General features: G+C 62.8%; 14 protein-coding genes and 1 other RNA gene. 8 read left to right on the top strand and 7 right to left on the bottom strand.

What is annotated here, in order from left to right; translation table 11 throughout:
• Positions 1-296: helix-turn-helix domain-containing protein (locus EN949_RS28025; protein ID WP_164782561.1), on the bottom strand; the 296-nt coding region annotated here is incomplete at its 3' end.
• A gap of 153 nt (positions 297-449) precedes the next feature.
• Here EN949_RS28025 and EN949_RS28020 point away from each other — a divergent pair.
• The gene (locus EN949_RS28020; protein WP_127371847.1) at positions 450-2,252 is read left to right on the top strand and encodes a chloride channel protein; all 1,803 of its coding nucleotides are present in this window, start codon (positions 450-452) and stop codon (positions 2,250-2,252) included.
• Here the strand turns inward: EN949_RS28020 and EN949_RS28015 are convergent.
• The 4 genes from EN949_RS28015 to EN949_RS28000 form a co-directional block, all read right to left on the bottom strand.
• On the bottom strand, positions 2,249-2,473 hold the full coding sequence (locus EN949_RS28015) for a ribbon-helix-helix domain-containing protein (protein WP_013531014.1): 225 nt from the start codon (positions 2,471-2,473) through the stop codon (positions 2,249-2,251). The genes EN949_RS28020 and EN949_RS28015 overlap by 4 nt on opposite strands.
• Positions 2,470-2,667 (bottom strand): DUF4169 family protein, encoded by a 198-nt coding sequence (locus tag EN949_RS28010; RefSeq protein ID WP_024501426.1) that lies wholly within the window; start codon positions 2,665-2,667, stop codon positions 2,470-2,472. Before EN949_RS28010 ends, EN949_RS28015 begins: the two co-directional genes overlap by 4 nt.
• A 16-nt stretch (positions 2,668-2,683) precedes the next feature.
• Positions 2,684-3,220 (bottom strand): SspB family protein, encoded by a 537-nt coding sequence (locus EN949_RS28005; protein ID WP_013531016.1) that lies wholly within the window; start codon positions 3,218-3,220, stop codon positions 2,684-2,686.
• Between the two features lie 118 nt (positions 3,221-3,338).
• Entirely contained in the window at positions 3,339-4,028 is a 690-nt protein-coding gene (locus EN949_RS28000) for a TetR/AcrR family transcriptional regulator (protein ID WP_013531017.1), read from the bottom strand.
• Positions 4,029-4,216: 188 nt separating this feature from the next.
• Here EN949_RS28000 and EN949_RS27995 point away from each other — a divergent pair, with 188 nt between their 5' ends.
• From EN949_RS27995 to EN949_RS27975, 5 genes are all read left to right on the top strand, one after another.
• On the top strand, positions 4,217-5,422 hold the full coding sequence (locus tag EN949_RS27995) for a multidrug effflux MFS transporter (RefSeq protein ID WP_013531018.1): 1,206 nt from the start codon (positions 4,217-4,219) through the stop codon (positions 5,420-5,422).
• A gap of 164 nt (positions 5,423-5,586) precedes the next feature.
• Complete coding sequence (locus EN949_RS27990) at positions 5,587-5,913, top strand: PadR family transcriptional regulator (protein WP_024501425.1); 327 nt, start codon at positions 5,587-5,589, stop codon at positions 5,911-5,913.
• On the top strand, positions 5,910-6,476 hold the full coding sequence (locus EN949_RS27985; protein ID WP_127367610.1) for a DUF1700 domain-containing protein: 567 nt from the start codon (positions 5,910-5,912) through the stop codon (positions 6,474-6,476). Before EN949_RS27990 ends, EN949_RS27985 begins: the two co-directional genes overlap by 4 nt.
• 43 nt (positions 6,477-6,519) lie before the next feature.
• On the top strand, positions 6,520-7,227 hold the full coding sequence (locus EN949_RS27980; protein WP_164754776.1) for a DUF2807 domain-containing protein: 708 nt from the start codon (positions 6,520-6,522) through the stop codon (positions 7,225-7,227).
• A 115-nt stretch (positions 7,228-7,342) separates the two neighbouring features.
• Positions 7,343-8,389, top strand: a complete 1,047-nt coding sequence (locus tag EN949_RS27975) for a dienelactone hydrolase (RefSeq protein WP_127371374.1) — start codon at positions 7,343-7,345, stop codon at positions 8,387-8,389.
• Between the two features lie 24 nt (positions 8,390-8,413).
• Here EN949_RS27975 and EN949_RS27970 read toward each other — a convergent pair whose 3' ends face one another.
• Both EN949_RS27970 and ssrA read right to left on the bottom strand, forming a co-directional pair.
• Positions 8,414-8,968, bottom strand: coding sequence for an AAA family ATPase (locus EN949_RS27970; protein ID WP_206523654.1), 555 nt, complete (start codon positions 8,966-8,968; stop codon positions 8,414-8,416).
• An 86-nt stretch (positions 8,969-9,054) separates the two neighbouring features.
• Positions 9,055-9,414, bottom strand: a transfer-messenger RNA (tmRNA) gene (gene ssrA, locus EN949_RS27965).
• Positions 9,415-9,584: 170 nt separating this feature from the next.
• On the opposite strand from ssrA, the gene EN949_RS27960 reads away from it, so the two are divergent.
• The gene (locus EN949_RS27960) at positions 9,585-9,896 is read left to right on the top strand and encodes a DUF2853 family protein (RefSeq protein ID WP_013531020.1); all 312 of its coding nucleotides are present in this window, start codon (positions 9,585-9,587) and stop codon (positions 9,894-9,896) included.
• A 160-nt stretch (positions 9,897-10,056) separates the two neighbouring features.
• The coding region (locus EN949_RS27955; RefSeq protein ID WP_127371846.1) for a thymidylate synthase at positions 10,057-10,741 on the top strand (685 nt) is incomplete at its 3' end.

The following is a 10,741-nucleotide window of genomic DNA, read 5'->3' as shown; positions in this document are numbered from 1 at the left end:
TCCTGATCCCTTGTGACCAGCCCTGCCTCGCCGAGACGGTTGACCAGTTCGACGGCGCTGTGGTGGCGAATGCGCAGGCGTTCCGCGAGATCGCCAACCGTCACCGGGCCGCCGCCGGGGAATCCCTTGATCGCCAGCAGCGCCTGATGCTGGCGCGGGGTCAGGCCGGCGTCTTCCGCCTGGACCTGGCTGAATTCGAGGAACCGGCGGATCAGGTAGCGAAACTCCGACAGCCGCTGGTAATCGGCCTGGCTGATGGCGGGGCGTGGTTCTCGTGGCTGCGACATATCAGACATGTGTTCGTTTTCCGGCGAAAGCTCAAACGGATTTCGGGCGAAACCGGCTTGAATATTTATATCGTGTTACGATACATAGCCACCGACAAACCCGGCTGGCCGCTTCGACCGTGCCGCATCCAGACATACGGCCGCCGCCAGGAAGCAACTGCCATGAAGACCCATCATTCGAACCCGGAGCACCTGCGCGATTTCACCACGGATCCCAGGGTGCTGCTCGTCGCCGCCATTGCCGTGGTGGTGGCGACAGCCGGGTTGTTTGCCGGCATCGCGCTTTTGAAGCTGATCCGGCTTGCCACCAACATCGCCTATTTCGGCCAGTTCTCGCTTGCCGACCTGAAGCTCGAGAACACGCCGCTTGGGCTTGCCGCCGTCCTCGTTCCGGTGATCGGTGCGCTGATCATCGGCCTGATGGCGCGCTATGGCAGCGAGAAGATCCGCGGCCACGGCATTCCCGAAGCCATCGAGGCGATCCTGCTCGGGCGCTCGAAACTCGACGCCAAGGTGGCGATCCTGAAGCCGCTGTCGTCGGCGATCTCGATCGGTTCCGGCGGACCGTTCGGCGCGGAAGGACCGATCATCATGACAGGCGGCGCGATCGGCTCGCTGATCGCGCAGATGCTGCCGGTCAGCGACAACGAGCGCAAGACCCTGCTGGTGGCTGGTGCGGCAGCGGGCATGACCACGGTGTTCGGAACACCGATCGCCGCCATCATGCTGGCGGTCGAACTGCTGCTATTCGAATGGACCCCGCGCAGCTTCATTCCGGTGGCGGTCGCGGCTGTTATCGCCGAGGTCGAGCGCACCATGCTGCATCTGCCCGGGCCGATCTTTCCGTTTCAGGGCGGCATGGAGGTGTCTTTTGTCGGCCTTGCCGGCTGGGTGGCGATCGGCGTTTGTGCAGGACTTCTGTCGGGACTGCTGACGCAGATGGTCTATGCCTGCGAGGACGGTTTTCAGAAGCTGCCGATCCACTGGATGTGGTGGCCGATGCTTGGCGGCCTGGTGGTCGGCATAGGCGGGCTGATCGAACCGCACGCGCTCGGTGTCGGCTATGACAACATCACCGACATGCTGGATGGCCGCACCGTCGCGACGGCGGCACTCCTGCTGCTGGTGGTCAAGGCGATCATCTGGTCGGTAGCGCTCGGCTCGGGAACGTCGGGAGGTGTGCTGGCGCCGCTGTTGATCATGGGCGGGGCTATGGGCGCTGTGCTCGCCGGCGTTCTGCCTGCCGCGGATCCGGGTTTCTGGGCGCTGCTGGCAATGGCCGCCACCATGGGCGGCACGATGCGCGCGCCGCTGACCGCCACGTTCTTCGCCGTCGAACTGACCGGCAACACACATATGCTGGTGCCGCTGATTGCCGCCTGCGCCGCGGCGCATGCCGTGACCGTGCTTCTGATGAAGCGTTCGATCCTGACCGAAAAGATCGCCAGAAGGGGACACCATCTGGTTCGCGAATACCGTGTCGACCCTTTCGCCCTGACCAAGGTGCGCGAGGTGATGACGTCGCAGGTCGAAAGCGTGCCGGCGACGATGACGCTGCATGGCGCAGCAGCCTTCCTGACGGCGCCGGAAACACGGCATCCGAGTTTCCCGGTGGTCGACGAGAACGGTCAGGTGCTGGGCCTCATCGATCCGCCGGCGATCTTGCGCTGGAGACGCGCCGGCACGCACCGCACCACCACGCTTGGCGCGTTGCTGGCCGGCAGCAAGGTGACGCTGGCCTATCCGGACGAATATCTCGAAGGCCTCTCCGACAAGCTGCTGATGGCCAACGTCTCCCATCTGCCCGTCGTCACTCGCGAAGGCTCGTTGCTGGTCGGCTATGTCGGCTGGAAGGATCTGATGCGCGTGCGGTCCAGGAAACAGGCCGAGGAGCGCGAGCGTTCGACCTTGCTTGGCTTTGGCACCAGACGCAGGAAAAAGGACGACGCGGTCGAAAGCCTTTAGATACTTTCTCCTCGCTTCGCCCACTCCAGCACATGGAGCCTCAACGCCGAGGACAGGTTGGTGTCGCGGGGCCGCGTCTCGTCGACTTCGGCGACAAGAGCAGCGAGCGTCAGCTCCCTGGTCGCCGCGATCGCGACGAGGTCGTCATAGAAGGGCTTTTCAAGCGAGTAGCTGGTGCGGTGGCCGCGAATGGTCACCGAACGCTTTTCGACCGGGCTCATTGACGGCCGGGGTCGCCGGGCTTTTCACGACGATGCCCGGCAACGAATTTTTCGCTCTTGTCGGCGGCGACGCGATCGCGTTCCTTTTCGGCCTTGGAGCGGCCGTGCAGCGCGCGGTTCTGTTCGGCGGCGCGCAGCTTTTCGTCCCGCGCCTTTTGCTTGCGGGCCTGGCGGAGATTGACGATTTCGGCCACGGCGTAAGTCGCCGGCCTATTTCTTGCGGAAGGCGTCGAGCGAGACCACTTCGGCGCCCTTGGTGGCGGCATCCGCGGCCGCGGGCTTCTTCTCCGCCTCCGCGGCGGCCTTCTTCTCGGCCTTCGGCTTTTTCTCGGAGACGATGGTCAACGGCTCCGGAGTTGGCGCAGCCGGTTCATCGGCTGCCGCACCATCCGTCTTGACGTCGAATTCGAGTTCGAAATTGACCGAGGGATCATAGAAGCCGCGCACGGCCGAGAACGGGATTTCGAGTTTTTCCGGCACATCGGAGAAGGACAGGCCAACCTCGAAGCCGGTATCGGTCACCTTCAGGTCCCAATACTGGAACTGAATGACGATGGTCATCTGCTCGGGATAGCGCTCGCGCAGCCGCGAGGACACGCGTACGCCCGGCGCGCCGGTCAGGAAGGTGATGAAGAAGTGGTGGTTGCCGGGGAGGCCGGTGCGCGCGACCTCGGCCAGGACCTTGCGCATGACGCCGCGCAACGCCTCCTGGGCCAGAATGTCGTAGCGGATGTGGTCGTCGGCCATGTGGCGGTCGGGTTCCGTTGAATCGTCCGCATAGCTGTAATCAAGCTTGAGCGCGGCGTAAACCGCATATAGATCACCCTCGCGCGGAAGCGAAGACTATTGCCGGCGATTTGATCGCTCAGGCGCTGGCGAGCGCGCTTTGCTTTTCGGACGATGCCGCGGAGCGGCGCTTGCCGAAGGCGCGCAGAAAGGTGCGCACGCCATTGGTCGCGGATTGCAGCACCTCGTCCTCGCGCGGCGAGCCGCCAAGCATGAAGGTGGTCTGCAGTTCGGCATTGACGAGGCCAAGGAACTGGCGTGCCGCCACGTCCGGGTCCTCGATCGTGAGATAGCCGCCATAGGCGAGGCGGGCGAAGCGGGCGGCGATTGCCGGCCATGTCCTGCCCGGTCCCTGTTCGCGCCATTCGGCAAACAGTTCGGGATAGCGCTCGCCTTCGGTCTGGATCAGCTTGCGCAGGAATTTTCCATCGCGGTTGCAGATGCAATTCTGATTCAAGCGCACCGCAAAGCCGATCAGGTCGGCTTCGAGATCCCCCGGCTGATCGGGGAAGGTGGCAATGGTGGCGAAGATTCCGGCATTGCAACGTTCGGTCAGATCACGGACCACAGCGACGAACAGTTTTTCCTTGTCGCCGTGATGGTTGTAGATGGTCTGGCGCGAGACGCCGGCTTCGGCGGCGATCAGGTCGATGTTGGCGCCGGCGAAACCTTCGCGGCAAAACACGGTGGCGGCGGAGTCGACGATCGACAGGCGCTTGGCCTCATGACCGCGTGGCGGGAAAATGTCAGGAGAAACGTGCAGCTTCATAAAAAACTATATAGAGGTGATTGACGATTTAGACAAGAGTGTCTAAATTTGTGGACACAAGATAAAGAGATTTCGCATGAGAGAGACGAACAGAACTCGCTCTCGAGGTGTCGGAATCTCACGGGATGGAACGTCCTAGGTTAGACGTCGCCTGGCGGCGGCAACCAGATTTGAAAGAAGCCTCTATCATGAGTCCCAAATTCCTCCGCATCGCGGTCGTGCTCGGCTTGTTGTCCGCCATCGGCCCGTTCGCCATCGACATGTATCTGCCCGCGCTGCCGTCGATCGGCGCCGATCTGCATGCCGGCACCGCTGCCGTGCAGATGAGCCTGTTGATCTTCTTCCTGTCGATGGGCTTTGGCCAGATCGTCGTCGGGCCGATCTCCGACATGGTCGGCCGCAAGCTGCCGCTCTACGGCGGCCTTGCGCTGTTCATGGTCGGCGGCATCGGTTCGGCAATGGCGCCGACCATCGAATGGCTGATCGCTTTCCGCTTCCTGCAGGGGCTTGGCGCCAGCGCCGGCATGGCCGTTCCGCGCGCCATCGTGCGCGACCTGCATACCGGCAATGAGGCTGCCAAGCTGATGTCCTTGCTGATGCTGGTATTTTCGGTGTCGCCGATCCTGGCGCCGCTGACCGGCAGCGTGATCATCGAGAATTTCGGCTGGCGTGCCGTGTTCTGGACGGTGACGGGCGCGGCTCTGCTGGCCACCATCCTTCTGGCGACTTCGCTCAAGGAGACGCGGCCGGTGGAAGATCGCGCCGGGTCCTCCTTCGGCACCGCGCTGTCGGCCTACCGCTTCCTGATGGGCGACCGTAACTTCCTCGGCCTGACGGCGATTGCCGGCTTCGGCATTGCCAGCTTCTTCGTCTATCTGTCGAGCTCGTCGTTCATCCTGATCGACCATTACGGCCTGTCGCCTTCGGTCTACAGCGTGTTCTTCTCGATCAACGCGGTCGCCTTCATCGGCATGTCGCAGATGACGGGGCTGCTGGCCGAGCGCTTCGGCCTGCGACGCGTGGTGCGCGTCGCGGTGACCGGCTATGCCACGACGATGGTGGTGCTGTTCGCGGTGATGGCGACGGGCATCGACCGGCTCGACGTGATGGCGGCGCTGCTGTTCGTCGGCTACGGCTTCCTTGGTCTGGTCATTCCGACCACGTCGGTGCTGGCCATGGAAGAGCATGGCGAGATTGCCGGCACGGCGTCAGCGCTGATGGGCACGCTGCATTTCGCCATCGGCGCACTGGCCATGGGTGTTGCCGGCGTGTTCTTCGACGGTACGCCGCTGCCGATGGTGGCCGGCATCACGCTCTGCGCGGTGATTTCCTTCACGCTGGCCAAGGTCACGCTCGGCCGCTCTCGCGAGGCCGTCGAGGCGCCGGCCGAGTAGGCACTGCTCGCAGGTATATGAAAAGGCCGGGTTTTCCCGGCCTTTTTTATGTCTGAGAAGCTGCGTCCGTCGCCTCGTTCATCACCTCGGTATCACGTTTAAGTTGGTACCTTGCATAAGAAGGTACCTGCCGATATGGTGTACTGGACTTGCCGGGAGCGACCGTGACCGATCCAAATGATGTCCAGCTGAAAAAGGGCGCGCTTGAACTGTGTGTCCTTGCCTTGCTCGCCCGGCGGGAAAGCTATGCCTACGAGATCGCCAGCACGCTGGCCGAGCGTGTCGGCATGGGAGAAGGGACGATCTATCCGCTGATGCGGCGCATGCAGAGTGACGGGCTTGTCGCGACATGGCTCGTCGAATCGACGAGCGGGCCGCCCCGCAAATATTACCGGCTCACCGCAGTCGGCAGGACAGTCTACGAGGCGCGCAGCCGGGAATGGCGAAGCTTTGTCGATGCCGTCGACCTTTTCCTGGGAGAGATGGAATGAACCGCGATGCCTTCTTGGTTTCCCTGCGCAACAGCCTGGCCGGAATGCCCGCGGGCGAAGTCGATGAAATCGTCGCCGACTACGGCGCCCATTTCGACGAGGCGCTAGCCTCCGGACGGAGCGAAGAGGATGTTGCCAAGGCACTTGGCGATCCGGCGCGGCTTGGGCGGGAGCTGCGGGCGGAAGCAGGGATTCGCCGCTGGGAGCATGATCGTGGTCCGGCCGGTGTTGCCGCCGCGCTGCTCGCCCTGACCGGGCTCGCCGCCTTCGACATTCTCCTGCTGCTGCCGGTTCTCATCGTCTTCTGCTTCGTCGTGCTTGGTCTCGGCATTGCGGCCCTGGCGCTCGGCGTCGCCAGCGTCGGGCTGCTGTTGAGTGTCGTGCCGTTCTGGCATTTCGCATCGTGGGCCACGCCATTCGCACGCTTGCTGGCCGCTGTCGGCCTTGCCGCCGCCAGCATCGGATTGGGCTCGCTGCTGCTGCTCGGCCTCAATATCGGGGTCAAGCTGCTGGGGGATTATGCGCGCCTGCATTACCGCCTGGTCAAACCACGCCAGCCCTGATCAACCCAGTGGCGCGTCGCCACGCAGAAATAACAGGTGCACCATGAACAAGACGCTTGCCTGGACCGCCGTGCTGTCGCTCGCAGTGGCCGTGATTTGTCTGTCGCTGGCGAATTCGATCGCCGGAAACGAGTGGAGAGGTGGCCGCTGGTGGAATTTTGCCTCCAGCTGCCGCGGTTCCGGTGATGGGACCAAGCCCGGATCGGTGACGCTGGCCTGGCAACCGATCTCCAGCGAATTCCAGATTGCCCTGCCGGCAACGGTCACTTATCGGCCCGGCACGCCTTCCCAGGCTGTCGTCAGCGGCGATCCCGAGGCGGTTTCGCATGTTCGCCTGTCCGGCAATGTGCTGGCCTTCGACGACGGCTTCGATTGCGATGGCCGGCCGGTCAGCGTCCAGCTTACCGGTCCAGCGGTCCCCAGTTGGCGGTTGAGCGGCAGCGGCAGGCTCGAGCTTTCCGCTCTCGCCCAGGAGGCGCTGGACCTGCGCATCAGCGGCAGCGGCGATGTGCGCGCCAGCGGCAGTGTGCAGGATCTCTCCTTGCGCATCTCGGGCTCCGGTTCAGGTGACTTCGGCAAACTCACGGCGAAGACCGCCAGTGTCCAGATCAGCGGCAGCGGCAATGCCGATATCGCGCCGCGGGACCAGGCCGATATCCGCGTGTCGGGCAGCGGCAATGTGCAAGTCCACGGCAACCCGAAGATCAATTCCCATGTCAGCGGCAGCGGCAGGGTCGAGACGGTGCCCTGAGCGGCTGCAAAGCAGCGCGCACACGCGCTACTTCTCATCACACTGTATGCAGCCGGAAGGCGGGTCAGACCGCGGTCCGAGGACACCAATCTGTTTGAACATCGGAGACAGGAAAATGCGTTTGAAGAAGCTCCTGATTGCCGCCCTGGCAAGTCTGGCCGTCACGACAGCTCATGCCGCTGGTTTGAAATTCATCCAGATACCGGCCGATGCCGCCGGGCCGGCAATTGATGCTGCCATGTGGTCGCCCTGCGCCAGCCCGCCCGGCGAGGTGAAGGTCAAGCAGTCTACCGTTCCGGCTGTGCTCGACTGCCCCATCGAGGGCGGGAGATTGCCGCTCGTCGTCATTTCACATGGCTATGGCGGCTGGTACCTTGATCTCCACGATATGGCCGAGACGCTCGCGGATGCCGGTTTTGTCGTCGTTGCCATCAACCATCCTCACGCGAACCACGCCGATATGAGCCAGGCCAATGGTCTGGGCGTGCTGAGGCAGCGTCCGATCGATATCAAGCGCACCATCGATTTCATGCTCGGCAACTCGGCGGATTCGGCCAAGATTGATCCTCAGCGCGTCGGCTTCTACGGATTTTCGCAAGGCGGCTATACCGGCCTTGTCATCGGCGGCGCCGATCCGGATTTCAACAAACTGCCGCCGCGCTGTTCGGACCCGGCCGACACCGGCTGTCCGCCAGCCAACCAGCCCAAGCCGGCGCGCAAGCAATTGCCGCCGGAAACGCTGACCCACGATACCCGCGTCAAGGCGATCGTGGTGGCGGATCCGCTGAGCGTCGTTTTCCAGACTGCCGACAGTGTCGAGAACGTCAAGGTGCCGCTCCAGCTCTGGAGTTCGCAGTTCGGCGGCGACGCTGTATCGCCCGTCGACGTGAAGCGACTGGCTGGATTGCTGCCGCGGACACCGGACTTTCACGTTGTGCCCAACGCCGTGCATCTCTCCTTCCTGACGCCATGTCCTGCCGACGACGCGCGCAAGCCATCGCCAGCTTGCATCGATGCTCCGGGTTTCGACCGGGTTGCCTTTCACAAGGCGTTCAATGCCGCTGTGCTTGCCTTCTTTCGCCAGCATTTGGCCGAAGACCAGGACCACGGGGCAAAGACGCCCGCGCCTGGCCACGAAGCAGCCGAAACAGCGGTGCAATAAGCAAAGGTCGGACTGTCGAGCCTTTCACGCCAATCCTGTCTCGGCCAGCACGAAGCGCAGCCGCGCCTCGACGGGGGCCAGCGGCAACGGAACCATCTCGTAGCCCCGTTCCGTATAGACGCCGACCAGCGCATGGTGGGTGCGCTCGGCCTCGTCGAGCGTCTGCCTGCGCTCTTTGTCCTGCGCGAAGATCTCCGGCCAAAGCGGGGCGACGAAGACGCGCCGATGATAGCGGAAGCGCTCTGCGGCAGCGTGGGCGTGTTCGGGTATCGGCAGGCCGCTCAGCCTGAGATAGCCGAGCGTGTCCGGAACGCCGCGATCGAAAAAAACAGGACGCCCGGTCTGTTCTTGCGCAATTTGATACGAGCGCATTTCCCATGACAGCATCAACTCGGCAAACAGGGCGCGATCGTGCCAGGGCAAAGCGGGTCCGCCAATGGCGGACTGGTCGCGGATAATGCCACGCCCGGCTTCGACCGAGGCGGCAAAGCCTGCGTGGCGCAGGGCTTCGATCAAGGTGGTCTTGCCGGAGCCGGGACCGCCGGTCAGCACAAAAAAGCGATCGGAATCGTTTTGCATGTTTTGTCCATGAAGAGGGAGCACGCGGCAGGGCGCGTTCGCGGCGGAACTGCCGTCGCGCATGCTGGATATCGGAGGAGGGGAGAAGTGGAGGTTTCTGTTGCCAGGTACCTCCGAACCCCGCCTAGAAGTGCGAACCTCTAGGGCTTGATTTGAAGCTATCGCACCGCTTACGCGGCGAGACGTGCTTCCGCATAGTTGTCATTTGCAACTACAGGTTTAGCCCGATGACGGTGGTACCATGCCGGGCAAAAGTACGATCTTTACACCTTCGTCGATCCTATTTCGCCCCCAGCAAAAACCGCTCTGTCGTCAACAGCGGCTTTTGGTGGAGGCGCCGGGTACCGCCCCCGGGTCCGAACGGCTTATTTCATCGCCCATTTATCGCCATAGTCGGTCAAGCCGACAAACCGAATATAGGGGGCGATCGCAGGAAATGAAAGGCCGCAATGGCACTTTGTTCCCGTGTCAAAACCGCAAGTCCGAAGGGTTGACTTGAGCGCGGTCTCAACCGAAGCTTTGCCACGGTGAGGAGTTATCGACATAGCGCACAAGTTGCAGCAGCGCGCCACAGCCCTCATCGATCGGATCCGTGGCGCCGACGAGGGGAATTTTGATGGCCGACTATCTTGCAGACGTGAAGAAATACGATGCCTCGGCGAGTGCCGACGTGGTCGACAAAATCGTGAAGCATCTTGGCATTGCGCTTCGGAACCGCGATTCCTCGCTGGTGTCTTGCACCGATCCGAAGGAATTGGAGCGCGTCAAGGCTGGCTGGGTTGCCAAGAAGCTCGGCATATCGGACGACAGCAAGGCCGACGCTTCGATCGAGAAGGTCTGCAAGGCGATGGCCGCCGACAACACCAAGAACCGGGTTACCTTCTACTACCTGGTTGCCAAGGACCTGGGTAAGCTCGGCTCCCTCTGACGGCCGCGCTTCAATTCGCCGGGCTGGCGCGGTCCATGCGCCAGCCGGTGATGTTGTTGGGGACTGACTGGCTTCGGGCATGGCTTGCGCGCTGCTTTGTGGTGTTCGATCGCCCGTCTGTCAGTTATGATGGCTGGACAACCGAATCGAGCCGGAACCGATGCGCCAGTATCTCGACCTCCTGCAGCACGTGCTGGACAACGGCGCCGACCGCGGCGACCGCACCGGCACCGGAACGCGCTCCGTCTTCGGCTACCAGATGCGTTTCGACCTGGCGCGCGGCTTTCCCGTCACCACAACCAAGAAGCTGCATCTCAAGTCGATCATCCATGAGCTTCTGTGGTTCCTGGCCGGCGACACCAACATCAAATATCTCACCGACCATGGCGTCTCGATCTGGGACGAATGGGCCGACGAGAATGGCGATCTCGGCCCGGTCTACGGCAAGCAGTGGCGTTCCTGGCCGGACGGCCATGGCGGCTCGATCGACCAGATCGCGAATCTTCTCAAGGAGATACGCAGAAATCCTCAATCGCGGCGGCTGATTGTTTCGGCATGGAACCCAGCCGAGGTGGAAGCGATGGCGCTGCCGCCCTGCCACTGCCTGTTCCAGTTCTATGTTTCGGAAGGGCGGCTTTCCTGCCAACTCTACCAGCGTTCCGCCGATATCTTCCTTGGCGTGCCGTTCAACATCGCGTCCTATGCCCTGCTGACCTTGATGGTGGCGCAGGTGACAGGGCTGAAACCCGGCGATTTCGTCCACACACTTGGCGATGCGCACCTCTACTCGAACCATTTCGAGCAAGCACGCGAACAGCTGCGGCGCACCCCGAGGACGCTGCCGA

Source organism: Mesorhizobium sp. M7A.F.Ca.US.007.01.2.1, from assembly GCF_003998165.1.
In the GTDB taxonomy this organism is placed as follows: Bacteria; Pseudomonadota; Alphaproteobacteria; order Rhizobiales; family Rhizobiaceae; genus Mesorhizobium; species Mesorhizobium ciceri.
The sequence above is the reverse complement of the archived record's forward strand: the minus strand, read 5'-3'. Positions and strand labels throughout refer to the sequence as shown.

Excerpts from the sequence above, each read along its gene's own strand:
- EN949_RS28020 (WP_127371847.1), top strand. The coding sequence starts at position 450 with ATGAAGACCCATCATTCGAACCCGGAGCACCTGCGCGATTTCACCACG.
- EN949_RS28015 (WP_013531014.1), bottom strand. The coding sequence starts at position 2,473 with ATGAGCCCGGTCGAAAAGCGTTCGGTGACCATTCGCGGCCACCGCACC.
- EN949_RS28005 (WP_013531016.1), bottom strand. The coding sequence starts at position 3,220 with ATGGCCGACGACCACATCCGCTACGACATTCTGGCCCAGGAGGCGTTG.
- EN949_RS28000 (WP_013531017.1), bottom strand. The coding sequence starts at position 4,028 with ATGAAGCTGCACGTTTCTCCTGACATTTTCCCGCCACGCGGTCATGAG.
- EN949_RS27995 (WP_013531018.1), top strand. The coding sequence starts at position 4,217 with ATGAGTCCCAAATTCCTCCGCATCGCGGTCGTGCTCGGCTTGTTGTCC.
- EN949_RS27985 (WP_127367610.1), top strand. The coding sequence starts at position 5,910 with ATGAACCGCGATGCCTTCTTGGTTTCCCTGCGCAACAGCCTGGCCGGA.
- EN949_RS27980 (WP_164754776.1), top strand. The coding sequence starts at position 6,520 with ATGAACAAGACGCTTGCCTGGACCGCCGTGCTGTCGCTCGCAGTGGCC.
- EN949_RS27975 (WP_127371374.1), top strand. The coding sequence starts at position 7,343 with ATGCGTTTGAAGAAGCTCCTGATTGCCGCCCTGGCAAGTCTGGCCGTC.
- EN949_RS27970 (WP_206523654.1), bottom strand. The coding sequence starts at position 8,968 with ATGCAAAACGATTCCGATCGCTTTTTTGTGCTGACCGGCGGTCCCGGC.
- EN949_RS27960 (WP_013531020.1), top strand. The coding sequence starts at position 9,585 with ATGGCCGACTATCTTGCAGACGTGAAGAAATACGATGCCTCGGCGAGT.